Origin of the sequence: Bacillus sp. FJAT-27245, assembly GCF_001273955.1 — a bacterium.
Taxonomy (GTDB): domain Bacteria; phylum Bacillota; class Bacilli; order Bacillales; family Cytobacillaceae; genus Bacillus_D.
This window is the reverse complement of record NZ_LIGI01000001.1, coordinates 4,023,969-4,050,636: the sequence shown is the minus strand read 5'-3', so window position 1 is coordinate 4,050,636 and position 26,668 is coordinate 4,023,969. Positions and strand designations below refer to the sequence as shown.

The window sequence follows — 26,668 nt, the reverse complement described above, 5'->3', positions numbered from 1 at the left end:
AACTGCGGTACATAGCGGTTTCTTGAAAAAAAAGAAATGGGTTCGCAGGAATAAATTACCGGTTGTTTGCATATAAAAAGCTCCCGTCTGGACGGCGGAAGCCTGGTTCGTATGAATGGTTTTTTAAAAAAAGGAGATCTGCCTGCCCCTATTCGCTCCTGTATTCGCTGAAAAGTGGAGTTGCGGGGAGTTGCTTATTTCCGCCCAACTGAAAAATTTAAATTGGCGGCCGGTACCCATTCCCACACTCGTTCAAAAATGGAATCGATGCTAATCATTCCAGTTCTGGCCGTCGTCATCCAAGCCTGATGCGGCAGCGGAATTGGCAGAACTTGTGCCTGCCAAGGAAGATGAGTCACCAGTGCCTCCGTTTCGCGCCTGTGACAGAAGCGTGGTCAGCTCGGCAAGTGAATCCTCGTCCGGGATGAAATAGGAACCATTGTTGATTGTTTGGTCGGAACCCGCGATTTTAAGATTCTGAATTGGTGCGTTTTTAAGCTTGGAATACAGTTTCACAAAACTTGCAAATTTGGATGGGGGAATGTTGGTTTTAACGTTTTTCCCCATGTCGTCTATTAAATTATCAATCTTTGTAATGGATGTAAATGAAGTCCCTTTGTCGATAATGGCTTTAATGACCTGCTGCTGGCGCTCGTTCCGGCCATGGTCGCCGTTCGGATCGGTTTTCCTCATCCGCACATAAGCGAGCGCTTCGTTGCCGTTCAGGTCCATTTCGCCTTTGTAGTAGGTTTTCCACTTCAAGCTGCCGGTCAGCTGCGCCTTGAAGGTAAAAGGCACATCCACCTTTACGCCATTCAATGTATCGACGACATCCTCGAATCCATCAAAGTTCGTGGAAATATAGTAATCGATTGGGACGTCAATGAGGCTCTGGACAGCCTTAATGGTTGTCTCAATTCCGCCATGCCCGTACGAATGTGTAATCTTGGTCTTATAGCCTACCTCGTCAATATATAGCCTCGTATCCCGCGGGATGCTCAGCATGTATATTTTTTCGGTTTTCGGATTGACGGTCGCAAGCATCAGGACATCCGATCGTTCCCCGCCACCTTGGTTTTCGATCCCGACGAGCAGGACAGTGAAGGGGTCCTTTGTAATTTGGACGTCAGGGGCTGTTTTATCAGCATCAAGCTGCTGGTATATACTCTTGGAAGCTTTTTGGGTACTATAAAAAATCTCATATGCAAAAAAGGAGACGGTTCCAATCACAAGGAATGCCATCAGCAGGGCAATAATCCGGAAAATCCGCATTTTCCGTTTTTTCTTCCTTTTTAATCTTGTATTCTCAATCATGGAAAGATCCTCACTTAAGTCGAAATATGAAACAAAAATAACTTGCGGCAATACTTTATTTTATAGTAATTTCCAACTAGAGTAAATAGGATTATTTTTCAATCCAGTCTTTTTCCAAATAGCTTAAGCTGCCCTCTGTAATTGAAGCCTGGCCGTTTGTCAGCTCAGTCATCCAGTCAGTAAAATCCCCGGTTTCATTTTCCTTCACAAAAACGTCAAAAATGGCCTTATCCGAATAGTCGACGCCATTCAGGATGTAGGGAGCGTTCCTCAATTCGTTTTCAAGTTTCCCAATCCATGTATAGTCGACTGAAACCTTCATGCCCTGCATAAGGATCCTTTCAACAATCCCAGTTGCGTTAAGTCCTTCCGAGGCCGATTTCCCATAGGCGCGAATCAATCCGCCGGCGCCTAGCTTGATTCCTCCAAAGTACCTCGTTACAACAACGACCGTGTCCTTCAATTTCTTCTTTTTTAGAACTTCAAGAATCGGTACCCCGGCTGTGCCGCTTGGTTCCCCGTCATCATTCGCTTTTTGGATTTGGTCGTTTTCGCCTATCAGGTAGGCAGAGCAATTATGGGTCGCGTCCCGGTGAAGCCGCTTGATTTCCGATATGAAATCCTGTGCCTCGGCTTCTGATTCGGCACGGGCGCAATGCGCGATGAACCGTGACCTTTCAATGGCAATTTCATGTGTGCCGGTTTGTTTCACAGTACGATAAACAGCAAGCATTCCAGGGCTCCTTTCTTTCCCACTTGTTAACTACCCGTTATTTTATATTTCCCAACCTCTACTATAGTGCTTTTTAGCCAAAAAAACGAAAATATTTAAACATTGAAAAATCTAACATGCTATAATTATTACTGTTTGTATAGTGGTATCCTAGTGATTCAAAACGAAAACTTTGCGTTTAGTTAAAAAATCCTAGTACAATGATGTTTAGCCACCCATCCTATAGGCTAAAGGATTTAGATAGAGAAATCAATCGTGAATCGAATTGCCGATTTTTGGCGAAAACTATATTTTATTCCAAATAGAGATAGTTTCATTTAAACATTCACGATAAACTAGGGAAAAAGGGCTTAATCTGCCAATACGGCAGCCTAGCCCGATACGGAGTTTAGGTGGGGCGGAGAATGGCAATGAGTATAAAGGATTTTGACACGAAAACACTCGATATCATTCTTGATAGAATGATTGAATCCGTCGGGAAAAGCAAGGATGAAATTTTCAGGATTGGCGAGCAGTCCAGGACCGATCATGAAACGCTCACATCCGAACTGGCAGAGGTTGAGGAATTGACTGCCAGGGTCATATGCGAGGGAGACAGGCTCGAGGGACAGGTGCGCAGAGCCCGGGATGTGCTTTCAGAAGTGAGCATGCACTTTAAGGATTATACCGAGGACGAAGTGCGTGAAGCCTACGAGAAGGCGCATCAGCTGCAAATGGAACTGACCTTGAACAGGCAGATGGAAAAGCAGCTTGGCGAACGGAAAAAAGACCTGCAGCGAAGGATGCGTGTTATCCGGGATACGATTGAGCGGGCAGACCACCTCGTTTCGCAAATTTCCGTCGTCATGAATTACTTAATGAGCGATTTGAAGGAAATGGGCGATATCCTTGAGGATGCAAAGCTAAAGCAGGAATTCGGCATAAAAATCATCGAGGCGCAGGAAGAGGAGCGGCGGAGGCTGTCGCGGGAAATCCATGACGGGCCGGCGCAAATGCTTGCAAACGTCATGATGCGCTCCGATTTGATTGAGCGGGTCTACCGTGAAGACGGAATCGATGCGGCTCTAGCCGAAATAAAAAGCTTTAAGCAAATGGTCAGGACTTCCCTCTATGAAGTCCGCCGGATTATTTACGACTTGCGCCCGATGGCCCTTGATGATCTTGGCCTTGTACCGACCCTCAAAAAATACTTGCGTACGATAGAAGATTATTACAAAACCGTAAAAATTGCATTTTACAATTTAAAGGAAGAACGGCGCCTTCCCGCAAATTACGAGGTAGCGCTGTTCAGGCTCATCCAGGAATCGGTCCAAAACGCGCTTAAACACGCGGAGGCGACAGAAATCCAGGTGAAGCTTGAAATATCTGAGAATGCTGTTACCGTCGTTGTAAAAGATGACGGGAAGGGATTTGACCCGAAAAAACGGAAATACAATTCGTTCGGCATAATGGGAATGAAAGAAAGAGTCGACCTTTTGGGGGGCCAGTTTGCCATCTCCTCCAAGCCCGGGAAAGGAGCCGCGGTCATTATCCAGGTTCCGTTTCCGGATGGGAAGTAAGTGGCAGGCAGTAGTTACAAGGAGGCGATTGGATTGAAAACGAGAATAGTAATTATTGATGACCACCAGCTTTTTCGGGAAGGCGTAAAAAGAATCCTGGAGTTTGAAAAGTCTTTTCAGGTTGTTGCCGAAGGAGATGATGGGACTGCCGCGCTCGATTTGATTCGGGAATATGATCCGGATGTTGTCATCATGGACATCAATATGCCTACCCTGAACGGGGTCGAGGCAACGGGGCGCGTAATGGAACGGTACCCTGACGCGAAAATTATCATCCTGTCGATCCATGATGATGAGAATTATGTGATGCACGCGCTTCAAACAGGAGCACGCGGCTATCTTCTAAAAGAGATGGATGCCGATGCGCTAATCGAGGCCGTCAAGGTTGTGGCCGGTGGGGGCTCCTATCTTCATCCGAAGGTAACGCATAACCTGGTGAACGAATATCGCCGCCTCGTCGGGTCCGGTGAAGAAAGCGCGGCTGCCACACTTCAGCAGCCCGAAATCCGCCGCCCTCTCCACCTCCTGACAAGGAGAGAGTGTGAAGTGCTTCAAATGCTTGCTGATGGAAAAAGCAACCGCGGCATAGGCGAAGCGCTCTACATCAGCGAAAAGACAGTAAAGAACCATGTGAGCAATATTTTGCAGAAGATGAATGTAAACGACCGTACCCAGGCAGTCGTTGTAGCCATTAAGAATGGCTGGGTGGAAGTTAAATAAGTTTGTGGGCGAATAGAGTGGTGTGTGCGTTCACAATATACATAAGTGCATCATGGTGCATTGGCAAAGGACACGGGAGGATTCCCGTGTTCTTTTTTTTCAAAAAAAGGGGGTGAAGGCTGGTTGGCCGCTGTATATTCATGAAGCTGGTGTTTCGATTCAATGGTGCAATCCGGCCGTGGATTCGGTACAATGGTAGCAACGTTGATTGGATAAGGATGGTAAATGATGAAAACCGCAGTCGTAACAGACAGTACAGCCTACATACCCCGTGAAATGCGAGAAAAATTGAATATATATATGATTCCGCTGAATGTTATTTTCGGTGAAGAAGCGTATCAGGAAGAAGTCGAATTGGGAGCGGCCGAATTTTACGAGGAGGTCAAAACAAAGGAATTGCCAACGACTTCCCAGCCGCCGATTGGCCAGTTCGTCGAGTTGTATGAACAGCTTTCCAGGGAATATGATGCGATTATTAGCATCCACTTGTCGAGCGGGATCAGCGGCACGTACCAGGGTGCGGTTACGGCCGGCGGTATGGTCGAAGAGGTGAAGATTTACCCGTTCGATTCGGAAATTAGCTGCATGGTGCAGGGGTTTTATGTCCTGGAAGCGGCTGAGATGGCACAGCGCGAGGAAGAACCGGATGCCATTCTTGCCAGGCTCGGGGAAATGAAGCAATCCGTCCGCGCCTACTTTATGGTCGATGACCTTGCCCATCTCCAGCGCGGCGGCCGTTTGTCCAGTGCCCAGGCGTTCATTGGAGGCCTGCTCCAGGTCAAACCGCTCCTCCATTTCGTGGATAAAAAAATCGTGCCTTTTGAAAAAATCCGCACCCGGAAACGGGCAATGAACCGGATCGTCGACCTGCTCGGTGAAACCGTCGCTGCAGGCGGGCAATACCGCGCCGTCATCATCCACGCCAACCGTGAGGCAGAAGCCCTCGAGTGGAAAGCTGAACTTGCAGAAGCCTTCCCCCATGTCGAATTCATGGTCAGCTACTTTGGCGCCGTCATTGGTACGCATCTTGGAGAAGGTGCGATGGGGATGGGATGGTATAGGAAGTAGGAGTTTTATTTATGTTGTTATACGGCCACCCTGGCGAAGCGGGGTGGTTTGTTCTTTTGTGGTAACTTGAGGTGGTTGGGCAGGGGGGACGGTTCATAAATTTGGAATTCGGTTCATAAAACCGTTCCATCGGTTCATAAAATCCGAAACTGGTTCATAAAACGTCCACCGCGGTTCATAAACTAACAAACCAGGTTCATAAAAGCTAGAGGCTGCTAGCATATTGAAATTGAAATTAGGAAGCGTAGCTTGTAATCCAACTGCCGGCCACCCTCGCGAAGCAGGGTGGCTTGTTCATTTTTTGTGGTAACTTGAGGTGGTTGGACAGGGGGGCGGTTCATAAATTTGGAATTCAGTTCATAAAATCCGAAACTGGTTCATAAAACGTCCACCGCGGTTCATAAACTGGCAAATCCGGTTCATATAAAAACTAACAAACCGCTAGCAGTTTGCTAGATAGCCCCAGCATGATTAGCCACTACCAACATTGTTCAAAAAATGTTCAAAAATTTCCCGCAATCCAGGAAGGGAAACCGGACATTCATGGGGAAATCACAAATTTACAAAGAAAAAGGAGTGAAATTTTTTGAATGTCAAGGAAAGAACAATTCCCCTTCGCATCCTTAAGGATGAAGCTCTCCTTAGGAACATTTCTCCCCAAAATCCAGCCTATTCAGAAATTGAATCCGACTATTACCGGCGAAAAGCGGGTTACTGGGGAGAGACCCAGATTGACTACTACCTCCGGTTGCTTCCCCAACAGGATAAATACTATATACTGAATGACCTCCGCCTCCCTTTCAAAGGTTATTTTTTTCAAATTGATTCCCTTATAGTCACAACAAGATATTGCCTTGTAATTGAGTCGAAAAATATAAAAGGAACCTTATTTTTTGATGGTGTATTCGACCAATTGATTCGGATTAACGATGATACGGAAGAGGCCTTTGAGGATCCCATCACCCAAGCGAAGAATATTATCCTCCAGCTTAAAGAAATTTTGATAGAGCTGATCCCCAGTTTGCCTTTCGATTATATTGTTTCGATTGCCAGCCATAAAACAATATTGAAAACAGACGCAAAAACGATGAAGCGAGTTTTCCATGCTTCAAGCCTTGTCCAGAAAATCATTGAGTTGGATGGCTATTATACTGATGAGGTTATAAAAATTGATGATATCGAAGAAGTTTGCAATTTCCTTCTTAAGCTTCATAGCCCCGCACAACAGAATATTGCAGAAATTTACCGTTTAACGGAGAGGGATATTTTAAAAGGGGTTCTTTGCGGAAAATGCAGGGGGAAAATGGTGTTTGTAAAATATAGATGGGTTTGCTGCCAATGTGATCATTGTTCACAAGATGCCCATTTGCAAAAACTAATGGATTACCTTCTCATCTTTCGGCCATTCATCACAAATAAGCAGCTGCGTACTTTTCTTGAAATTCCGTCGAGGCGTGTAGCCAATCGTATTTTAAAAAACAGCGGGCTAACATGGAGTGGTGAAGGGAAGGCAAGAGTTTATTTTGCACCAACTTCATTAATACCTAACAATATCCTTTTTGCAGAGGGGGAGCAGGATGAGATTTGAATTTTCAAAAGGCCAAATTATCCCCATCCACCCAAACGAACAACATCCGCATTTCCCGCCTGGCACGCACCGTATCTCCCAGCTGCAATTCATCCCGCAACCACCGCTCAACCCCGACTTTACACCGAACCCATACCTCCAAGAACTCCTCGCCGGAAAACAGCTGCTCCTCGATGATATCAACCTGCCCCTAGAAGAAATCCACACCCACTATGAAAATGGCTTCATAACATACTCGAAAGGAGTTGAATACCTTGGGAAAAGGCCTCGCTGCTCCCGGTGCCGGAACAAGGATCCCGGTTTGTTCGCATCATTCGCATGTTCGCGGTGCGGGGAGGCTTGTTCGTATTGCAGGAAGTGCATCATGATGGGACGGGTGAGTGAATGTACACCGCTTATTGGCTGGTCGGGGCCGCCTCCAGTTTTTCAAGCCACTAATAAAATTCTTGAATGGGATGGCACTCTTTCCGAAGGCCAGCTAGTTGCCGCCACCCGGGCTGTAGAAGCCGTCCGCCAGGATACTAGTGTCCTAGTTTGGGCGGTCTGCGGAGCTGGGAAAACTGAGGTGCTGTTTCCTGCGATTGAAGCAGCTATCGCGAGCGGAAAGCGGGCCTGCATTGCCACTCCACGGACTGATGTCGTCCTCGAACTCACTCCACGCCTTAAGCAGGCTTTTCCTTCTATTAAAATTGCATCCTTGTACGGAGGAAGCGAGGACCGCCACGTGTGTGCCCAGCTGACGATTGCGACAACCCATCAGCTTCTCCGGTTCTGCCATGCGTTTGATACGATGATCCTCGATGAAGTCGATGCGTTCCCGTACACGATGGATGAATCGCTTCAATATGCCGCAGAAAGGGCGAGAAAGTCGATTTCTTCCATTATCTATCTTACCGCCACCCCGAGCAAGAAGTGGCAGGATGAATGCCGTTCGGGGAAACGCCCCTATGTGACAATACCGGCGAGGTTCCATCGCCACCCTCTTCCTGTCCCGGAATTCGCCTGGTGCGGCAATTGGCAGAAACAGCTTTTGAAAAAACAGCTGCCTAAGGAATGCGGGAAATGGATTAACGAAAGACTCAATGCTGGCAAGCAGGCGCTCGTCTTCTTCCCACACATCGAATCGATGCAAGCGGCCTTGCCGATTTTAAAAAAGCTTCATAAAGGGATTGAATCGGTCCACGCCGAGGATCCGGACAGGAAGGAAAAAATTCAGAGAATGAGGACCGGTGAAACGCCCATCCTCCTGACCACCACCATTCTTGAGCGTGGCGTCACCATCGCAAACATTGACGTAGCGGTCATCGGTGCCGAGGACCGCATTTTTACCGAAAGCGCCCTCGTCCAAATCGCCGGGCGGGCGGGAAGGAGTGCCAGGCACCCAACCGGTATCGTAACATTCTTTCATTACGGTAAAACAAATGCGATGGTCGATGCGCGAAAGCAAATACTTGCGATGAACAGGGAAGGGAAAGCCAGGGGATTGCTTGATTAAAATTAGGCAGACGGATTTTTATAAAGTCTTCCGTAGGCCCATCCACTACTGAAGCCGAACATTTAGAGGAGGGCATGAAATGCTTTTTACAACAAACCGCTGCCTGCTGTGCGGTAATGAAGCCGACGAAGAGGAATCGTGGACAAACTTGTTTGCGAAGGTGAAGGAGTACATAGTCTGCGAGCCGTGTACGGGACGCCTTCAAAGGGTGGACGGATGCCAGTGTAGCATTTGCGGGCGGCCGTTTTCGGGATACGACGAGAGGTTTCGGGTCGGAGAGCTTTGCGGCGACTGCCACCGCTGGGAACAGGATGTTGAGTGGGCGGGGCTGCTCACCCGCAATCGTTCGCTTTACGTATACAATGATTTTCTGAAGGAGGTGATTGCTCGTTTCAAGTACCGGGGTGACTACATCCTGGCAAGGGCATTCAGCGGGTTGGCTGCTGAGGAAATCCGAAAATGGAAGCCTGATATTGTTGTTCCAATCCCGTTAAGCCCGGAAAGGCAGTATGAGCGTGGCTTCAACCAGGCGGAAGCAATCGTAAGGGAAGCCGGCCTGCCGTATGAGCTTTTGCTTGCCCGGATCCACGGTGAAAAGCAATCGAAGAAGTCCCGGGAAGCGCGCATTGATATCCCGCAGGTTTTCCGGCTCTCGGGAACCCCTGAACTTGCTTTTAAAAAAATCCTTCTCATCGATGATATTTACACTACCGGTTCGACTCTCCGCCATGCGGCCAAACTTCTGAAGGAAGCGGGGGCGGAGGAAATTTCTTCGCTTACAATTGCCAGAGGCTGACACAATTCCCCATTCTACGACAAGCCCCATCGATGATTAATACCGAAAAAAGAGTCTATTTTTGCGAGAAAAAAAGGTTGTCACTATATCCTTAGTGCATTTGTCAAATAATCGACAAACTTTTTGTTCTGTTTTAGCAGGATTCTCATAGGGTAAAGGAGAAGTATAGATACATAGTCTTAACAAAAGGAGGAGTTTCATTATGAATTACAACATTCGTGGTGAAAACATTGAAGTAACTCCAGCAATTCGCGAGTATGTGGAAAAAAAGATTTCCAAACTGGAAAGGTACTTTACTGAAACACCGGATTCAAATGTAAACGTAAACCTCAAAGTTTTCCAGGACAAGACTTCCAAAGTTGAAGTAACAATTCCGATGCCGCATCTCGTCCTCCGCGCAGAGGAAAGCCATGAAGACATGTATGCCGCGGTTGACCTGATTACCGATAAATTGGAACGCCAAATCCGTAAGCATAAAACAAAAGTTAACCGTAAATTCCGTGAAAAAGGCGATTTCGCCGCAATGTTCGCAACTGTACAGGGGTCTGAATCCTCCGAGTTCGAGGATGACGAACTTGAGGTAGTCCGTACGAAGCGATTTGAATTAAAGCCAATGGACAGCGAAGAAGCCATCCTGCAGATGAACATGCTTGGCCATAACTTCTACGTATTCACAAACGCCGAAACGAACCAAACGAACGTGGTCTACAAGCGCCACGATGGCCGCTACGGTTTGATTGAAGCCCATTGATAAAGTGAATCTTCCATTGGTAGGGATCACCCACCGATTGCTAACCTTGTAAAAGATAATCCGGTTCCCGATTTGGGAGCCGGATTTTTTAAGTAAAAACGTATCCGGAAGCTCTTTTTAAAAAGGTGAAGGATTTTCATTTAGTGTGTCGAAATATAGGGTATTAGAATGTACAAATACATACGAAGGGGGACGATTACATGACCTTTTCCATTGTCGGGTTTGATCCGGTAGAAAAAGAATGGGGGATCGCAGTCCAATCAAAATTCCTTGGAGTCGGCGCGGTAGTACCTTGGGCGAAAGCCGGAGTCGGCGCAGTTGCAACTCAGTCGTACGCCAACACAACGTATGGCCCAAAGGCGCTCGAGCTCATGGCGGCTGGCAAAACGGCGGAAGAAGCACTGCAAATCATTCTCGAGGAAGATAGGGAACGGGAAATGCGCCAGGTCGGCCTCATTGATGCTCAGGGCAACCCGGCGACTTTTACAGGATCTCAATGCTACAAATGGGCTGGGGGCGTAACAGGGCACCATTTTGCAGCACAGGGGAATATTCTTGTCGATGAAACCACCGTCACCCAAATGGCTGCTACCTTCACCGAAACGAAAGGAACCCTTGCGGAACGCCTTTTGGCTGCTCTTGATGCGGGCCAGGCGGCAGGCGGGGATTCCAGGGGCCAGCAGTCTGCTGCACTATGTATCGTCAAGGAAAGGGGCGGATACGGCGCTTTCAATGACCGTTACATCGATCTCCGAGTCGACGACCACCCCGAGCCAATCAAGGAACTCATCCGTATTTACGAGCTCCAGCAGCTTTATTTCGCACCTTCCAAGCCGGAGCGTATCGTACCGATTACGGGCGATGTTGAAACCGAGCTTGTCCAGCATCTTGGGCGCCTTGGTTATTTTAAAACAAACATTGCCGGTAGACAGGAAACACTTAAAGCGCTGACAGCCTATTTGCACACTGAAAACTTTGAAATGCGCGAACAAGAGGAAGGCTACATCGACCTCGATGTTCTTGAATACATGAAAACACAAGAACCGTCCACACAACAGAAATGAGATGAACGTTGAATGAAACAAGCTGAGTTATTCATGGCCTTCTTCCGGGTTGGCATGCTCGGGTACGGCGGGGGACCATCATCCATCCCTCTGGTTCAAAAAGAAGTCGTAGGCCGCTATAAATGGATGGACAGCGAGGAGTTCGGCGATGTCCTCGCCCTCGCAAACGCACTCCCGGGGCCAATCGCTACAAAACTTGCTGGTTATATCGGTTACCGGGTTGCGGGATATACAGGGATGCTGAATGCAGTCCTTGCAACCATCGTTCCGACCATTGTGCTAATGATTCTGCTCCTGGCCGGGCTGAATGCTTTCAAGGACCAGCCATGGGTACGGGGGGCGGCAAGCGCGGTCGTCCCGGTCGTCGCCGTCATGCTCCTCACAATGACATGGGATTTTATTAAAAAATCACTTGGCTCAACCCTTGGAATGGTCTGGACGATTGTTCTTTTGGTCGGCAGCTTTGTCCTTCTTGAAGCTTTGGGTATCCACCCGGCCATAATCATTTTTGCCCTGCTTCTCGGTGCCTTGCTGAAAAGGGACAAGAAAGAGGGAGGCACATCATGATCTATCTTCAAATTTTCTGGGCATTTTTCCTCCCTGGAATTCTCGGCTATGGTGGCGGCCCGTCTTCGATCCCTTTGATTGAAGCTGAGGTTGTTGACCGTTATTGTTGGATGACGACGGGTGAATTTTCCGAGGTACTTGCAATGGGGAATGCGCTGCCTGGACCAATCGCGACAAAAATGGCCGGCTACATCGGCTATGAAATCGGCGGCACACTCGGCGCAGCTGTCGGCGTTTTCGCCAGCGTCGCTCCATCGCTCGTGTTAATGATCGGGCTTCTAGGCCTGCTCATGAAACACAAGGAATCGCCAAAAGTAAAACGAATGACCATGATTGTAAGGCCGGTCATCGCCGCCTTGCTTGCTGTCATGGCATATGACTTTTTTATTGAATCCTATCAAGGTCCGGGCCTTCTTCATACGGTGTTTCTTGCTGCTGCCAGCCTTGTCCTAATGGAAAAAATGAACGTCCATCCGGCTTATGTAATTGCTGGAAGTCTGCTGTATGGGGCGATATTTCTTGGATAGTTAAAAACCGAATGGGGAGGGGGTCCTTTCGTTTTTTTTGGTGAGCAGGCTTCAAAGGTGTGCATAATCTTTCTCCCATTTAGGATTCTTTTAAAGAATTTGTTGGGTAGGAAAAAAGAGAGCAAATGCGCCAAGGTTCAGCAAATATTTCCCGGGAAAAGAATAAAAGCAACCCGATTTTTGTCGGGTTGCTTCTATTTATGGCTTGGGAGCGGCACGATTGACAGTTATTGTGTAAGAAGTTTCTTTTCCTTCAGGTGATTTTACCGTCACTGTGAAATTGTTTAACCCTACGTTTAATGCCTTGTTACCGGTCCCGCTGATAGTATCATTGGAATCCTTTGGTTCACCAATGACAGTTACGGTTGAAACTGAATTATCTACCTTTACTGTATAGTTAAGGCTGTAAGGAGAAAACTTGGGGCTTAAAGTCTGGTTGCTTACCTCGGACTCATTTAATGGCTGGTTGTTCACCTCAAGTTTACTTAAGGACGGCATTGCCTTTCTCGGTGCGTGTGCGGCATTCATGGCTTTTTCTCTTGCATCTTTCCCTATTCCGTGGCACTTGGAACATGGTATATCTTTGTTCGCTACCGAATCCAAATGACCGTCCGACTTTTCGGGATCAGGTATTTTTCCTTTAACTCCATAAATAGCTGTACTGCCATTATGGCATTTAAGGCAGAAACTTCTCTCTACTTCCGGTGTCCAATCGTCGTTTTCAACAGCAAAAGGCTGCTTGTTTTCGTGTCCAATTGTGGTTTTAAGCTGCTTAATATTTAAAGAACCGTGTGTATCATGACAATCCGCACAAGGTATATGGCCAGCCAACGGGCTTCCATCCAGTGCTTTAATTGTATGTCCGGAAAAAACAAGCTCAGCGGGAGAAATAGTCCTTTTAATGAAGGACGATTCTCCGTTAATTTCTTCATAATCAGCCTTAACCTGTTTAGTTAAATTACTATAATACTGCGCAATGTCAGCAGCTTTGGCTGTCTTCTCGTTTATTTTTTGATACTCGGGGTTATGGCAGCGTAAACAGAGTCCATAATCTTCATATATCCCGATAGCCGTATTGGCATTTTTATATTCAAAAATATTATATTTCACCTCTTGATTGGCAAGCTTATTAGCGGTTTCGGTTTCATGGCAGGTTTCACAGAGCTGGGCTTTACTGCTTATTTCACCCGAGGGCTTCCCTGTCTGAGGAATTGTATCATCATGGGTATAAGTAAAATGCCCTTGAGTTAGAATTGGATTGGCAGTCGACCACTCGGAATGTGGATTATGGCAGCTGGAACAGGAACTGCCGGTTATTGTTCCATCCATACTGATTCCGGCATTGTGTGAATGTTTACTTCCACTATTCTCCGCTTTTGGTGCAACGGTCCCGTCATGGCATGCCATACAATATTGGTCAACTGTTAAATCTCCATTGTCGTTTTCGCTATTTTTCTTTTGGTCTAGAAGTTTTGGGTTGCTCGCAGCGTGCGTGCTGTGGCAATTCCCGCATGTATTAAAGTTATTTGAGTAAACTCCATGAGGACTTTCCCGCTGAAGATTTTTACCGTTGTAGTTAATATTATCATAAACAATTCTTCCATTTACTTTATGGGAAGGACTGCTTTCTGTCGTGAAGGACCAAAATCTAGGAAAAGCTTCGTTTCCTGCAGCATCCAACACACCGGATGGATTAATTGCCACATGATATTTTGTGCTTCTTTCTAAAGGCTGGGTAAGTTCGAATATTACTTCCTTTGTTGCTTCGGTGTAACCAACGTAACGAATTGGTACTGGTTCCAAGGCCCCGCTTTTAACCAAAGTGAGGCTCTCCTTCAGTTCATTTTCGGAAATTTTATTAGCATCCAGAATCCTGAATTTTAGTAGTGTAGATTTTATATCGATGGCAACTTGTGACATCCCAGGTTTAGGATCCAGGCTGCTTGGTAAAATAATTGGCCTTAGCGTGTCTAAAATAAAGCTGATGCTGAAAGGATTTCCAACGTTGCCCGCGCGGTCAGTCGCCTTGGCAAAAACAACATGTTTTCCCTGGTTCATTTGAGGGTTCTCATAAACGAAGTTTCCAGAACTGCTTGGTGTTTCCGGGACGGTAATCCAACTGCTTTCCAATTCTTCTCCTGTTTTCTCTGTACAGTCAATACAGATCTTCACCTCTGAACCTGGTTCGGTTTCCATTTCTATAGCGGGGATATTGGAAAAAGCCCCTTCAGTTTTATTTAAAAAGGAAATCGTAGGGAGGACTGTGTCACTTGTAATAGTTAATGGAACTCCCGGCGCTTTCACTCCTCCTGAATCCGATGCCTCTATATATAATTCATTAGGCCCTTCAATCAAGGGTACTGACAAACTCCAGGCATTTTCCGTGTCTGGCACCTTTACAGAACCAATTTCTTCTCCTCTGTGGATGCTTACGGTAACAGCGGATGTAAAGTTCTTGACGGCCCCTGAAATGGTGATAGTTGATTGGTTTGTAAAAGATCCGGATTCTGGCGAAGAAATCGTCACGACGGGATCCGTTCCAGATAAGGCTGCCGCTTTTTGAATTGGCTGGCCGGGAAATTGCGAAGGTGATTGTAAATACATATATAAAACAATAATTGTTAAGAGGTTAAAGGTTCTTTTAAACAGGAGTCTTCTTTTCATTAGCTCCGCCTCATTTCTCCTGATGATGCTAAATCGAATCGTGTCTATACTAACATTATAATCCCATTGCGAAGGCGGTACTAGTGAATGTAGCTATAATTCAATGAATATTCATATATGGATTGTAAAAATGTAGTTTTGCAGAATGACGGTGTATTACATCTCTTTTAGAGTTATATTCAATAATGCTTGGACCCTCCTACACCGGAAAAAATAAGATGCTATGCCTAAACATAGCACCTCATTCTTCAGTACATTTTGTTATAGGCTAACCACTAGTGGGGCTAATGGTTAGCTAGCTTATATTAATAGCCTGTTGGCATTCCATTTGGATGGTCAGAACGGCGCTCAGCGTTTTTAATTGTTTCAGCGTGAGAGCTGTTGTGGCAAGCCCAGCATACAGACATGTTTGTGAACTTCTTAAGAGCGGAAGAAGCATTGTTGTCTTGCATGTAAGCTAAAGCTGCAGCTTCTTGTTCTGCAGGAGTTCCAGTATTAAAGCCAGGAGTTCCTACCAGGTCCTTAATTGTACGTCCAAGAGAATCCTTCATGATGTAAGCGTCAGTACCGTGACCGTAGTGGCAGCGTACACACGTGTAGCTGTCGCTGTTTGTGCTGTGACGGTAAGCCTCAGTACCTTCACCGAAGTGAGATTTCTTTCCATCCGAGTTAGCCTGCAGGTAGTCTGTATGGCAAGCAGCACAGAATTGAGACATCTTTACTCCCACATTCTTTACAGTTTTTGCACCAGTTGTTTTGTCAGTTGTAACTGTGTAGCCCAGGTCTTTCAGTTCTGCTTCCGTTTTTGTTCCGAATTTGGAGATGTCTGCACCGGCCCAGTATGCGCTTTGAATAACGTTGTACCCATCTTTAGCAATTTTAACAACTACAGGACGAGCGATGAACCCTTTTGTAGCAGATTTCAGTGCAGAAGCACCTTCAGCTTTAGTAGAATATGCTTCTGCATGCTCGTAGTCGAAGTAAACTCCATCTGTTGAACCGTAAGCAGCGATAACATCAATATCAAAGTCTGTTTCAACTACCTCTGTTGTTGCTGGGTTATCTCCTTTTCCTGGTTTTACTAATCGTGACCAGTAAGATAGACCGTCTGTACGGCTGTCATAACCATATAACCATGGAGCAGTTGAATTAGTATAGCCGGTATAAGTTTTTACATCTTTGCCATCAACCTTAGAAGTTGTAAATCGCTTGATATAGTGAGCTACTGTAACTTTCCCAGTTCCAGTATCTTCAGTACGCAATAATACGTCATTAGAAGATTCTTCAGTAGCTGTTGGTAATGTTTCAACTACCGGAACATTTTCTAATTGGTTACCACCCTTAGAAGCTGGAATTGCACCAATTCCGTTTGGATTGTATTGAAGCAAACGGTCAGAATATGATCCGTGTGGAGCATGGCAGCTTGCGCAGTTGAAGTTTTCTCCCCACATAGTTCCTCTAACTTTATCATCAGTTTTGTCAGCATCCGTTAAATCAGCTGGGTTTCCACCAGGAGCGGCTTTGATTTGAATTGTATCGTTAGCCATATGCTGGGATGCACCATGAGTMCCACCGAAAGTACCTGCACCAGCCATAGTTTTAGTGGTATCAGCAGTAACTGAACCATCTGAGAATACGTTTAGTTTACCTAAAGTACCATCATGGCAAGCGGTACAAGTGTTATAAACACTGTCCGCAAAGAGCAACTGGTCACCTTTAGCAGTGTGGGTTTGGTGACAGCTAGCACAAGAGTTTGTATTGTTTTGATAAGATGTGTGGGTGGCATGCCCATTAAGATTTTTAATGACAGTTCCTTTGGTAGAACCGTCGTTGATATCCACGCCTTCACCTGTTTTGTTCGCGTTTTCAATGGATGTCCCTTTTTTTCCTGGTGTCATGCCACCGTTATATGGTGATGATGGGCTTTCTGCAGAAGCTGCTGCAGCAAACATCCCAAACAGCATGAGAGCGAAGAGCAGGCTAAAACTTATCTTTCTCATCCTTAAAAACCTCCCTGTTAATCTCTTTTTTTTTTACTTTGAAGACTTGCACTCCTTCTTTTTTCCATATCACCTCCTTAATGTGAAGGATTTGGTTTGTCGAAAGTCTATTAATTGAAAGCTTGAACCCTGATGTTTAATGTGTCGGTGACTAATACATTATCGTTTTTATCGATAAACAAGCCATTGGGAAGTGAGAATTGGCCATTATTTTCGCCCAATCCGCCAAATTGGAAGACTTTTTTTCCTTCCTTGTCAAAACCGTAAACAAGGTGGGTCAGGTTGCTGACGACATACATGATGCCGCGGCTGTCGATGCCGATGCCTCTAGGGTTAACAAAAATAGATTCGCCTTTTCCGTTTGCTGATCCGTTAATGATTTTTAAAAATTTGCCTTTTGAATCGAAAATCTGTACGCGCTGATTCCCGGTATCGACAACATAAACATTGCCCTCATCATCCGCGGTGATGCCATTCGGTGCGTTTAATTCGCCGTCTCCGGTACCTGGCTTGCCGACTTCGAGGAGTAGCTTGCCGGTCAAGTCAAAGACATAGGCTTTACTAGTTTTTATATCGGTCATATAAACCTTGTTACCGATGATTCTTAATGCGGCTGGGGCTGAAATGCCTTTATCCGCCAGTACTTTCTGTGCGAAGTAGTCGATAAACTTACCCTTTTCATCGAACACCGAGATGTTACCGTTATATAAATCTGCTACAAACACTCTGCCTTGGTCATCTGTTGAAATTCCATACGGGAATTTAAATTGTCCTTTCCCGCTTCCTTCTTCTCCGAAAGCGAAGAGGAGGTTGCCTCTAGTATCGAAAGCGAGGACCCGCTTATTGTTCGTATCAGATACATAGGTAAACGAGCTGTTTGCTGTAACATCCATCGGCTTATGAAGTGGTTTGTTAAAGTCGCCTGTAAGTGAAAGGCTGTAATCTGGTGCATTATCTGGTTTGATGACAGCCAATAGTCCTGTATTAACATCTTTTGTCTGGTAAAGAAAAAGGAAGGTAAATACTGCTGCCGTGGCAATAGCAATGAGCGCCATTCCGATATACACATTCCGTCTTTTCATGGTTACTCACCCTTACCCTTTGTGTCTTTATCTTTTAGTCTATCAAGTGCGTCCAAGGCATCCTTGTATAATGGGTCATAGGATAATGAGTCTTTGTAAATTGCTATTGCGTTTTCAAAATCGCCTTGTGCTTCCGCGACCATGCCAATTTGATAAATGATATCCGAATTGGTCGGAGCCAGTTTGTTGGCCTGTTCAAGGGATTTCATAGCCTTGTCGTATTCCTTTAAACCGCGGTAGGCGATGCCCATCTGGACATGCCCCTTAAAGTCGCGTGGCGCGATTTTTACCGCCTTCTCAAGTTCGATAAGCGCTTCGCTGTAACGTTCTTCATCGATGAATACCAATCCTAAATTGTAATGGGCGTCATAATAATTTTTGTCCTGCTCCAAAACATAATCAAACTGTCTGATCGCTTCATCGTGATCACCTTTTAAATAATAGGTATAGCCAAGGACGATGCGGTTTTGCAGGTTTGACGGATCTTTTCTCACTTCTTCTTTGTAATAATCCAGCTGCTCATTCACTCTTTTCATATCAATGTCATTCCAGAAATAAAAGTGGCCGAGAGCATAGCCTGTTCCTACGGAAATGGCCAATGTAAGGAATAGGAGCATGAATGCTGTTCTCTTCTTAAATTTCTTGGGAAGTTTCTTGGGAGTTTGCCCATTAACTTCCTGAGGTGCTTTTTCTGTTTCCATAATAAAATCCCCTCTCGGAATTCTACTTCTTTTTACTATTGTCCCTGTGGCATTTTGAACATGTCGTTTCAACATGGCATTTTAAACACGTTTTATTATATTTCTGATTTTCTGGAACTTCGAACGGATGCCTGCGTCTCCAGGTGTCACCATGCTGGCTTGGGTGGCATGAAGCGCATTGTACCTTTGTAACCGGTGAGGAGCTTGTGATCCGGTTATCGTGGCATGTAAAACATTTTTGGTTATCCTTTGATAAGGTTCCATGTTTGGACATAAAAGCATCAATTTTATGGCTTGTTGGCCTTTGTCCATGGCAATCCTTGCAAAATGTGTTCGTTTTTGCGTATTGGTTAACTGAAACCTTGGCCGTATCTGTATTTGTATGTCCATTTTTTAAAAACTGGGTATATTTTGGCTCTTCTTTAAAGAAGTCATAACTTTCCTTCGACATGTAGGAGTGGCACTGCTCGCATGTTTTTAAATTGGAAGGTTGGATTTTGCCGTGTCCGCCGGCTTTAAAAGCTGTTGTTTTATGATTTTCGGGAACCATGGAGGTTTCATGGCAAGCTTTGCATTCCAGGGTAACTTTCCTGGCTTCATGGCACTCCATGCAAGTATCCATCTTCGGGCTGCTATACTTCCTGTCACTCATGAACATGGCGCCAAGCCTTTCATCCCATTTTTCATAATCACTTTTATAGGTTACCTTGCGTTCGGCTATTTTTCCGTGGGCCACACCGCTGTGGCACTGGACGCATTCTATGCCTTCTTTCTTATGCTTATCATGCGGAATGATGATGTCACCGGAAGGGGAGACCTCTCGGTTGAATACATTGTGACACCTTTCACATGACTTATCTGGGATTAGGCTTGGCATTTTAATCGGTGCGAGATAAGTGTTTGTCTGTTTCTTGAAAAGCTGTACGAGTCCGTTGCCTTTTGCTTTTGCTAAATTCTCGACCCCAGGTTCGATATGGCAGTTTACGCAATCCACTTCACCATGGGAGGAGGCCTTCCAGGTGTAGTACTCCGGTTTCATTTCATGGCAGGATGAGCAGAATTCGGAGCTTGATGATGTTTCGAGCCCTACAAATCCGATGGTGAAAAAAAGGACCAGAAACAGCAGGGTTAACGTTGCGATTTTGAAAAACGTATTGCGAAAACGGGGAGGGGCCGGGAGTTCCTGGTCAATCTTTTCTTCTTCCATAAGACTGTCCCTCCAGTTTCGGTATTACGGTTATTTGAGCAGCCCTGTAATCCCAGGGCCGCACATAATTTAATGGCTATACGCCTTTTTCACTCTTGAAGCCGGTTCTGTGGCAGTATTGGCAGTAAACGTCTGTTGGAGCGGTTGACTTCGTTCCTTCCACAGGCTTTTCCTTGTCGTGGCACACATAGCAGCGGGCTTTTGCTTCTTTGGTTCCTGCTTTTGGTGCGTGCGCTGTCAGCCATTGATCGCTGTCTAGGTGGCCTGGCGGGCGGTTTCCGTGGCAGGCGGAGCAGAAGGCACTGACACGTGATTTGTCTTTAACGACCGTGATATCCGGTACGTACTTTTCTTTAACGCCTTCATCCTTGATTAATGTCAGGATGTCCTGCTTGGCAATGTCGCGAATCCATTTTGAATCCTGGTGACAGTTGATGCATTCATTGAGCTCTTTAAAGGCGGTACCGCCATGGCTTTCGTTCCATTTCACTTTTTCGTGGCTCTTTGGTATAGCGACTTCCTTGTGGCATGTAAAGCAATCCATTGATATCTTAACGCCATCTTTTTGCTTTCCAATTGCCTGGAGGATGATATCCTGTGTTTTCTTTGTTGCTTCATGGCTGCCTTGTACTCCGATCACATCCGCTTCGTGGGGCTCGGCGGTTGCGGTTTCTGAGCCAGGGCCTTTTTCTTTTTCAGCACCGTGTGTATTGACCGGCAGGCTGTATGCGATATCCTTCCAAGGCTCTTCGCCTTTGTTTACCTTGTCGTGGCAATCAATGCACGTTCCCATGTTCGGGTTGGTGTATTCTTTCGTCATCAGTTTTTTAATGTTTTTCTCTGTCCAGTGGTCGTACGTTTCAGAACCGTTAATTCCGCGGTCGACCACTTTCGCGTGCGCAACACCCGCGTGGCAGGTAATACAAGGGATATCTTTTTTAATGTGCTTTTTGTGGTTTACTTTCAGGTCGCCGGTCGCGGTGACAAGGCGGTTATCCGAGTGGCACTGTCCGCAGTTCACTTTCATGACCGGTGCCGTCTGGACGATCGGGTCTGGCGGACCAACGATGTGGTAGTAAACCTCTTTCATAGAATGAATCTTATGGAGAACCATATTCTTCGCGCCAGGCTCGATGTGGCATTGGGTACATTTGATTTCGCTATGGGCACTAGCCTTGAATGTCTGGTATTCCGGCGCCATCTCATGGCAGCTCGAGCAGAACGCGGGATTAGATGTGAAGGCAATTGCCCCGTAGGCCGTTCCACTCATCGCAATTATTCCGAAGAGGAGGACAAAGCCTAGCTTCCAGCGGTTAACCGGGTTCTTCCAATCTATATTTCTGAATTTGCGCCATAATCTGCGTATAAGGCCGACTTTCTTTTTCCCTTCCCTTGTGTCTGTATCAGGGCTAGTGTCTGTCTGTTTGGATTTTCTCCAAAAGGCCACGCTGTTTCACCCTTTCCCTTTTTTCTGTTTGATTTTCTATCTACTTTTATTTCCATATTAACCTCTCTAAAGGTAGTATCTAACACCCATAAGTGATTTTCCAATGTACAATTTGTGAATAAAATTGCGAAGGATGTCATCCCTTTTTTTGAATAGAAATTTCTTTTGAAAATTTGATGTCCTGGGCCTTTGGTTAATAATGTGAAGGTAGTGAAAACCTTCATAAGTATTGATATTTATTCAGTAATATGAATAAAGAAAACCAGATTCTTCCCACTTTTCGCTTGTTTTTATGCATAAAGGAAATATCACGGAGTAATTGGCTGCCCTTACTTATCAATGAGGCGACTTGTGTTTTTATTATGGGGAAGTTGTGAAGAAGTTGTGAAGATTTGGCTGTTTTGAAAAATTGCCCCACAAACAAAATGGGGGAATGCGCTTTTACAAAAAGAGCTTTCCGGGAAATGGAAAACGCAGAAAACTTGTGATGTCTCCTCAACCTTTGCACCAGGCTGGGAAAACATGAAGTCCAAAAAGCTCAGAGAAGTTTGCCTAGAAAACGGAATGAAATGAAGATTGCCGACCAAATACTTGCCAACCAGTTGTAAAAACGTGAACCGGTTCATTGTACTTTTCGAAATTGCTTTTCCAAATACCGGTATCCTTTTAGAGGAGAAAACATTCCGGCTGTTCCTTGAGTATGCCTTTTAAAGACCGGAAAGATTTTATGGATAATTTTCAAAAACATCCCTTGGTCATCAGTTTCAATGCCTTTATCCAGGTGGCCATTTGTTGTCACTGCATAGCGGAAGTGGTAAGATGGTAACAGAAATTGGCGAATTTTATTTAGAGGATAAGTGCTTTAAATAGAGAATCCTTTCTCCTTATGGGATTCGAATGTTGAATGAAGAAGGAGAGTCAAAATGGGAATTTTAAATAAATTGTTTGATTTGAATAAACGCGAAATCAAGAGGCTGACCCGGATGGCGAGCAAGATTGAAGCGCTTGCCGAGGAAACGGAAAAGCTGACTGATGACCAGCTTCGCGAAAAAACGGAAGAATTCAAGCAGCGTTACCAGAACGGCGAAACGCTCGACGATTTGCTTGTCGAAGCGTTTGCGGTTGTCCGCGAAGGCGCGCGCCGTGTCCTGGGACTGTATCCATATCCGGTCCAGCTAATGGGCGGTATCTCCCTTCACGAAGGAAATATTTCCGAGATGAAGACAGGGGAAGGTAAAACGCTGACCGCAACAATGCCAGTGTATTTAAATGCGCTCTCAGGTAAAGGCGTCCATGTTGTTACCGTCAACGAATACCTGGCCAGCCGTGACGCCACGGAGATGGGCCAGTTGTACAACTTCCTCGGCTTAACCGTCGGGCTGAACCTGAATAGCATGACGAAGGAAGAAAAGCAGGAAGCATACGCGGCGGATATCACGTATGGTACGAACAATGAATACGGCTTTGACTATCTCCGCGACAACATGGTGTTATATAAGGAACAAAAAGTTCAACGCCCGCTTTATTATGCGGTCATTGACGAGGTCGACTCCATCCTGATCGACGAAGCGAGGACCCCGCTAATCATTTCCGGAACCGCCCAGAAATCGACGTCGCTCTACATGCAGGCGAATGCGTTCGTCCGAACGCTGACAAAGGATCAGGATTATACGTATGATGAAAAGACGAAGGGCGTCATGCTTACCGAGCAGGGGATTTCCAAAGCGGAGCGTGCCTTTGGCATTGAAAACCTTTTTGACATCAACCATGTAACCCTGAACCACCATATTAACCAGGCCTTGAAGGCGAATGTGTCGATGCACCTGGATATTGACTATGTCGTCCAGGATGGGGAAATTGTCATCGTTGACCAGTTTACCGGCCGTCTCATGAAGGGCCGCCGCTATTCCGAAGGTCTTCACCAGGCAATCGAGGCGAAAGAAGGCCTTGAAGTCCAGAACGAGAGCATGACGCTGGCGACAATTACATTCCAGAACTATTTCCGGATGTATGAGAAGCTCGCTGGTATGACCGGTACGGCGAAAACCGAGGAAGAGGAATTCCGCAACATATATAATATGAATGTTATCGTCATTCCGACAAACCGCCCAATTATCCGTGATGACCGCGCTGATTTGATCTATGCATCGATGGATGGTAAGTTCCGCGCTGTTGTAGAGGACATCGCAGAACGCCATAAAAAGGGCCAGCCAGTCCTTGTTGGTACGGTTGCAATCGAAACATCCGAGTTGATTTCGAAATACTTACAGAAAAAAGGCATTCCGCATAACGTCCTGAATGCGAAAAACCATAGCCGTGAAGCGGAAATTATTGAGGATGCCGGCCAAAAAGGCTCTGTGACCATCGCGACGAACATGGCCGGACGTGGTACCGATATCAAGCTTGGCGAAGGTGTTGTGGATCTTGGCGGACTTGCTGTTATTGGTACGGAACGACATGAATCACGCCGGATTGACAATCAGCTGCGCGGACGTTCAGGTCGTCAGGGAGACCCGGGTGTAACGCAGTTCTACCTTTCCATGGAAGACGAGCTGATGCGCCGCTTCGGTTCCGATAATATGAAGAATATGATGGCCCGCCTTGGCATGGATGATTCCCAGCCAATCCAGAGCAAAATGGTGTCGCGTGCCGTCGAGTCCGCACAGAAGCGCGTTGAAGGAAATAACTTCGATGCCCGTAAACAGCTCCTCCAGTACGATGACGTTCTGCGCCAGCAGCGTGAAATTATCTATGGCCAGCGAAACGAAGTGCTGGATGCGGAAAACCTTCGCGAAATCGTCGAGAATATGATTAAAGCAACCATCGACCGGGCAATCTCCGCCCATGCCCCTGGAAGCGGGGATGAAGATGAATGGAATCTTCAGGGCCTTGTTGACATCACTGCGGCCAACCTGCTCCATGAAGGCGACATTACTGTGGACGATTTGAAGGACAAGGATTCGGACGAAATGGCGGATATTATTTTTGCTAAAGTCAAGGAACGCTACGATGAGAAGGAAGAAATTCTTTCTCCGGAGCAAATGCGCGAATTTGAGAAGGTTATCGTGTTACGCGCGGTTGATTCCAAGTGGATTGACCACATCGATGCGATGGACCAGCTTCGCCAGGGTATTCACCTGCGCGCCTATGCCCAAACGGATCCTCTCCGCGAGTACCAGCATGAAGGCTTTGCGATGTTTGAAAGCATGGTCGTCTCCATTGAGGAAGAGGTTTCCCGCTACATCATGAAGGCGGAAATCCGCAGCAACCTTGAGCGCCAGGAAGTTGCAAAGGGCCATGCCGTCAACCCGAAAGAAGACGGGGAAAAAATCAAGAAAAAGCCAGTTATTAAAAAGACGAACATTGGCCGCAATGACCCATGCCATTGCGGCAGCGGCAAAAAGTTCAAAAACTGCCATGGTGCGGTGTAATAGTGTTTTGCTGAAGGGAGCTGGCGGTTGCCGGCTCTCTTGTTTTTACTGAGGCAAAAATCCGCCTGCTTGACCAGGTTTGGACACAGAACTGCATTTCCTTGAGTTGCGAGTCCAAAGTTGCCCAATGTTTGGACAGCGATATTAATTTTTGAGGGTTGGCTGTCCAAAGATGTTTGATGTTTGGACAGCAAAGTGAATTTTCTCGGGAAGTGAGTCAAAGCTACTCGATGTTTAGAAACAGGACAGTAATGCTCTTAAAAGCAAGTTTACTTGGGAAATGCTCACCTGTTTTTTCCTGCGTAACCCGTGCTTGGAGGTTTATAATTTTCATAGGAGCTTTGGCATTCGGAGCTTGAGGGTATATACTAGATAAAGACTATTCTAATGGAAAGATTTTTGAGGTGATTGATATGGAATTTGCAGATATCAGGAACGAATTGGAGAAAACAGCTAAGCGATTAGCGGGCTTTAGGGGGTCTCTTTGACCTGGAGGAAAAGGAGGCGCGGATAGCACAGCTTGATAATGAGATGCTGCATCCGGATTTCTGGAATGATCAGAATGCCGCCCAGACAGTGATCAATGAGGCAAATGCTCTGAAGGACCAGGTGCATGAGTTTCTTGAGATGAATGAGAAGTATGAGGATCTGGAAGTAACCTTTGAGCTTTTAAAAGAAGAGCCTGATGAAGAGTTGCAAACGGAACTTGAAGAAGAGCTTGTTGCACTGACGGCACGTCTTGACGAGTATGAGCTTGAGATGCTATTGAGCGAGCCTTATGATAAAAACAATGCGATTCTGGAGCTGCATCCCGGTGCTGGCGGTACGGAATCCCAGGACTGGGGATCGATGCTACTCAGGATGTACACCCGCTGGGCGGAGAAGCGCGGCTATAAAGTTGAGACGCTTGATTACCTGCCTGGTGATGAAGCTGGAATCAAGAGTGTCACGCTGTCGATCAAAGGGCATAATGCTTACGGCTATTTAAAGGCGGAGAAGGGCGTCCACCGGCTTGTACGGATTTCACCATTCGATTCATCGGGCCGGCGCCACACATCATTCGTGTCGTGCGAGGTTATGCCGGAATTCAATGACGAGATTGAAATCGATATCAGGACCGAAGATTTGAAGATTGATACGTACCGGTCGAGCGGTGCGGGCGGCCAGCACGTCAATACGACTGATTCGGCGGTCAGGATCACGCACATTCCGACTGGTGTGGTTGTGACGTGCCAGACGGAGCGGTCGCAGATTAAGAACCGTGAACGGGCTATGAATTTGCTGAAGGCAAAGCTGTACCAGCGCGAGATTGAGGAAAAGGAAAAGCAGCTTGCGGAAATCCGCGGCGAGCAGAAGGAGATTGGCTGGGGCAGCCAGATCCGTTCGTACGTGTTCCATCCTTATTCTATGGTGAAGGACCATCGGACGGGTACGGAATCCGGGAATGTGCAGGCTGTTATGGACGGCGAGCTTGACCCGTTCATTGATTCGTATTTAAGGTCAAAACTGTCATAAGAAAAAATTAAAGCCTTTGCCGCAAATGCGCCGGCAAAGGCTTGTTTTAGTTTTGGGATTTCATTTGCCGACGTGGAATAGTCGGAGGGGTTAAATTTGCATACGTTTTTTAATGTGGAGATATCTGTTTCGTGGATGCCGGATTTGGGACTTAATGTTTGATATCAAACTTAATACCCTTGATTTCGTCAGCAACGACATTGAATACTTTTTCGTGCTCGTCCAACTTGGTGTGAATATGTTTAAAATGGCTTCTAAACTCAATTGCGTGGTTGTTGATTGTTTCAGTGAGTGTTTCCAGGCGGCCATCCACTCCATCCAGCCTTGCGTCAATCCCTTCGAGTCGCTGGTCGATCCCCTCGAAGCGCTTATCCATTCCATCGAGCCGCTGGTCAATCCCATCGAAGCGCTTGTCCATTCCATCAAGGCGAACGTCAAT

The 26,668-nt window shown here is 46.2% G+C and carries 20 protein-coding genes and 1 pseudogene; 12 read left to right on the top strand and 9 right to left on the bottom strand.

Annotated elements, in window-relative coordinates; translation table 11 throughout:
• Positions 1-270: 270 nt before the first annotated feature.
• Positions 271-1,314, bottom strand: a complete 1,044-nt coding sequence (locus tag ADU24_RS19980) for an LCP family protein (protein ID WP_053368282.1) — start codon at positions 1,312-1,314, stop codon at positions 271-273.
• Positions 1,315-1,405: 91 nt separating this feature from the next.
• The gene (locus tag ADU24_RS19975; RefSeq protein ID WP_053368281.1) at positions 1,406-2,047 is read right to left on the bottom strand and encodes a YigZ family protein; all 642 of its coding nucleotides are present in this window, start codon (positions 2,045-2,047) and stop codon (positions 1,406-1,408) included.
• 410 nt (positions 2,048-2,457) lie between these two features.
• On the opposite strand from ADU24_RS19975, the gene ADU24_RS19970 reads away from it, so the two are divergent.
• From ADU24_RS19970 to ADU24_RS19925, 10 genes are all read left to right on the top strand, one after another.
• On the top strand, positions 2,458-3,606 hold the full coding sequence (locus ADU24_RS19970) for a sensor histidine kinase (RefSeq protein WP_053369023.1): 1,149 nt from the start codon (positions 2,458-2,460) through the stop codon (positions 3,604-3,606).
• Positions 3,607-3,639: 33 nt separating this feature from the next.
• Entirely contained in the window at positions 3,640-4,326 is a 687-nt protein-coding gene (locus ADU24_RS19965; RefSeq protein WP_053368280.1) for a response regulator, read from the top strand.
• 228 nt (positions 4,327-4,554) lie between these two features.
• Complete coding sequence (locus ADU24_RS19960) at positions 4,555-5,394, top strand: DegV family protein (RefSeq protein WP_053368279.1); 840 nt, start codon at positions 4,555-4,557, stop codon at positions 5,392-5,394.
• Between the two features lie 586 nt (positions 5,395-5,980).
• Complete coding sequence (locus ADU24_RS19955) at positions 5,981-6,982, top strand: nuclease-related domain-containing protein (RefSeq protein WP_053368278.1); 1,002 nt, start codon at positions 5,981-5,983, stop codon at positions 6,980-6,982.
• Complete coding sequence (locus ADU24_RS19950) at positions 6,972-8,477, top strand: DEAD/DEAH box helicase (protein WP_082306987.1); 1,506 nt, start codon at positions 6,972-6,974, stop codon at positions 8,475-8,477. Before ADU24_RS19955 ends, ADU24_RS19950 begins: the two co-directional genes overlap by 11 nt.
• A 79-nt stretch (positions 8,478-8,556) precedes the next feature.
• On the top strand, positions 8,557-9,273 hold the full coding sequence (locus tag ADU24_RS19945; protein WP_053368277.1) for a ComF family protein: 717 nt from the start codon (positions 8,557-8,559) through the stop codon (positions 9,271-9,273).
• A 202-nt stretch (positions 9,274-9,475) separates the two neighbouring features.
• A complete protein-coding gene (gene hpf, locus ADU24_RS19940) occupies positions 9,476-10,024 on the top strand; it encodes a ribosome hibernation-promoting factor, HPF/YfiA family (RefSeq protein ID WP_053368276.1) in 549 nt (182 codons plus the stop codon).
• A gap of 200 nt (positions 10,025-10,224) precedes the next feature.
• Positions 10,225-11,088, top strand: a complete 864-nt coding sequence (locus ADU24_RS19935; RefSeq protein ID WP_053368275.1) for a DUF1028 domain-containing protein — start codon at positions 10,225-10,227, stop codon at positions 11,086-11,088.
• Between the two features lie 12 nt (positions 11,089-11,100).
• Entirely contained in the window at positions 11,101-11,655 is a 555-nt protein-coding gene (locus ADU24_RS19930; RefSeq protein ID WP_053368274.1) for a chromate transporter, read from the top strand.
• A complete protein-coding gene (locus ADU24_RS19925; protein WP_053368273.1) occupies positions 11,652-12,182 on the top strand; it encodes a chromate transporter in 531 nt (176 codons plus the stop codon). The genes ADU24_RS19930 and ADU24_RS19925 overlap by 4 nt, the downstream gene beginning before the upstream one ends.
• 198 nt (positions 12,183-12,380) lie before the next feature.
• On the opposite strand, the gene ADU24_RS19920 is transcribed toward ADU24_RS19925, so the two are convergent.
• The 6 genes from ADU24_RS19920 to ADU24_RS19895 all read right to left on the bottom strand — a co-directional run bounded on the left by ADU24_RS19920 (position 12,381) and on the right by ADU24_RS19895 (position 21,283).
• Positions 12,381-14,846 (bottom strand): cadherin-like beta sandwich domain-containing protein, encoded by a 2,466-nt coding sequence (locus ADU24_RS19920; RefSeq protein WP_053368272.1) that lies wholly within the window; start codon positions 14,844-14,846, stop codon positions 12,381-12,383.
• Positions 14,847-15,151: 305 nt separating this feature from the next.
• Positions 15,152-16,846 carry a cytochrome c3 family protein gene (locus ADU24_RS19915; RefSeq protein ID WP_053368271.1) on the bottom strand — a complete coding sequence of 565 codons (1,695 nt, stop codon included), beginning with the start codon at positions 16,844-16,846 and terminating at the stop codon, positions 15,152-15,154.
• Between the two features lie 110 nt (positions 16,847-16,956).
• A complete protein-coding gene (locus ADU24_RS19910) occupies positions 16,957-17,928 on the bottom strand; it encodes a 6-bladed beta-propeller (RefSeq protein WP_053368270.1) in 972 nt (323 codons plus the stop codon).
• A 2-nt stretch (positions 17,929-17,930) separates the two neighbouring features.
• The gene (locus ADU24_RS19905) at positions 17,931-18,629 is read right to left on the bottom strand and encodes a tetratricopeptide repeat protein (protein ID WP_053368269.1); all 699 of its coding nucleotides are present in this window, start codon (positions 18,627-18,629) and stop codon (positions 17,931-17,933) included.
• 22 nt (positions 18,630-18,651) lie between these two features.
• Positions 18,652-19,836 carry a NapC/NirT family cytochrome c gene (locus ADU24_RS19900; RefSeq protein ID WP_053368268.1) on the bottom strand — a complete coding sequence of 395 codons (1,185 nt, stop codon included), beginning with the start codon at positions 19,834-19,836 and terminating at the stop codon, positions 18,652-18,654.
• 76 nt (positions 19,837-19,912) lie between these two features.
• Entirely contained in the window at positions 19,913-21,283 is a 1,371-nt protein-coding gene (locus tag ADU24_RS19895; RefSeq protein ID WP_053368267.1) for a cytochrome c3 family protein, read from the bottom strand.
• A 923-nt stretch (positions 21,284-22,206) separates the two neighbouring features.
• Here ADU24_RS19895 and secA point away from each other — a divergent pair.
• Positions 22,207-24,714, top strand: a complete 2,508-nt coding sequence (secA, locus tag ADU24_RS19890; protein ID WP_053368266.1) for a preprotein translocase subunit SecA — start codon at positions 22,207-22,209, stop codon at positions 24,712-24,714.
• A 413-nt stretch (positions 24,715-25,127) separates the two neighbouring features.
• Positions 25,128-26,229 (top strand): peptide chain release factor 2 gene (gene prfB / locus ADU24_RS19885; protein WP_156324647.1). Its coding sequence is split into 2 segments (ribosomal slippage): positions 25,128-25,199 and positions 25,201-26,229, totalling 1,101 coding nucleotides; the frame shifts between segments, so codons are not numbered across the junction.
• A 151-nt stretch (positions 26,230-26,380) separates the two neighbouring features.
• On the opposite strand, the pseudogene ADU24_RS19880 reads toward prfB, so the two are convergent.
• Positions 26,381-26,668, bottom strand: a pseudogene (locus ADU24_RS19880) (hypothetical protein); the annotation flags it as partial.

Bases quoted from the DNA above. Each gene is read 5' to 3' on its own strand.
- ADU24_RS19920 (WP_053368272.1), bottom strand. From the start codon at position 14,846: ATGAAAAGAAGACTCCTGTTTAAAAGAACCTTTAACCTCTTAACAATT.
- ADU24_RS19960 (WP_053368279.1), top strand. From the start codon at position 4,555: ATGAAAACCGCAGTCGTAACAGACAGTACAGCCTACATACCCCGTGAA.
- ADU24_RS19935 (WP_053368275.1), top strand. From the start codon at position 10,225: ATGACCTTTTCCATTGTCGGGTTTGATCCGGTAGAAAAAGAATGGGGG.
- ADU24_RS19980 (WP_053368282.1), bottom strand. From the start codon at position 1,314: ATGATTGAGAATACAAGATTAAAAAGGAAGAAAAAACGGAAAATGCGG.
- ADU24_RS19970 (WP_053369023.1), top strand. From the start codon at position 2,458: ATGAGTATAAAGGATTTTGACACGAAAACACTCGATATCATTCTTGAT.
- ADU24_RS19975 (WP_053368281.1), bottom strand. From the start codon at position 2,047: ATGCTTGCTGTTTATCGTACTGTGAAACAAACCGGCACACATGAAATT.
- ADU24_RS19950 (WP_082306987.1), top strand. From the start codon at position 6,972: ATGAGATTTGAATTTTCAAAAGGCCAAATTATCCCCATCCACCCAAAC.
- ADU24_RS19905 (WP_053368269.1), bottom strand. From the start codon at position 18,629: ATGGAAACAGAAAAAGCACCTCAGGAAGTTAATGGGCAAACTCCCAAG.
- ADU24_RS19925 (WP_053368273.1), top strand. From the start codon at position 11,652: ATGATCTATCTTCAAATTTTCTGGGCATTTTTCCTCCCTGGAATTCTC.
- secA (WP_053368266.1), top strand. From the start codon at position 22,207: ATGGGAATTTTAAATAAATTGTTTGATTTGAATAAACGCGAAATCAAG.
- ADU24_RS19945 (WP_053368277.1), top strand. From the start codon at position 8,557: ATGCTTTTTACAACAAACCGCTGCCTGCTGTGCGGTAATGAAGCCGAC.
- hpf (WP_053368276.1), top strand. From the start codon at position 9,476: ATGAATTACAACATTCGTGGTGAAAACATTGAAGTAACTCCAGCAATT.
- ADU24_RS19900 (WP_053368268.1), bottom strand. From the start codon at position 19,836: ATGGAAGAAGAAAAGATTGACCAGGAACTCCCGGCCCCTCCCCGTTTT.
- ADU24_RS19930 (WP_053368274.1), top strand. From the start codon at position 11,101: ATGAAACAAGCTGAGTTATTCATGGCCTTCTTCCGGGTTGGCATGCTC.
- ADU24_RS19910 (WP_053368270.1), bottom strand. From the start codon at position 17,928: ATGAAAAGACGGAATGTGTATATCGGAATGGCGCTCATTGCTATTGCC.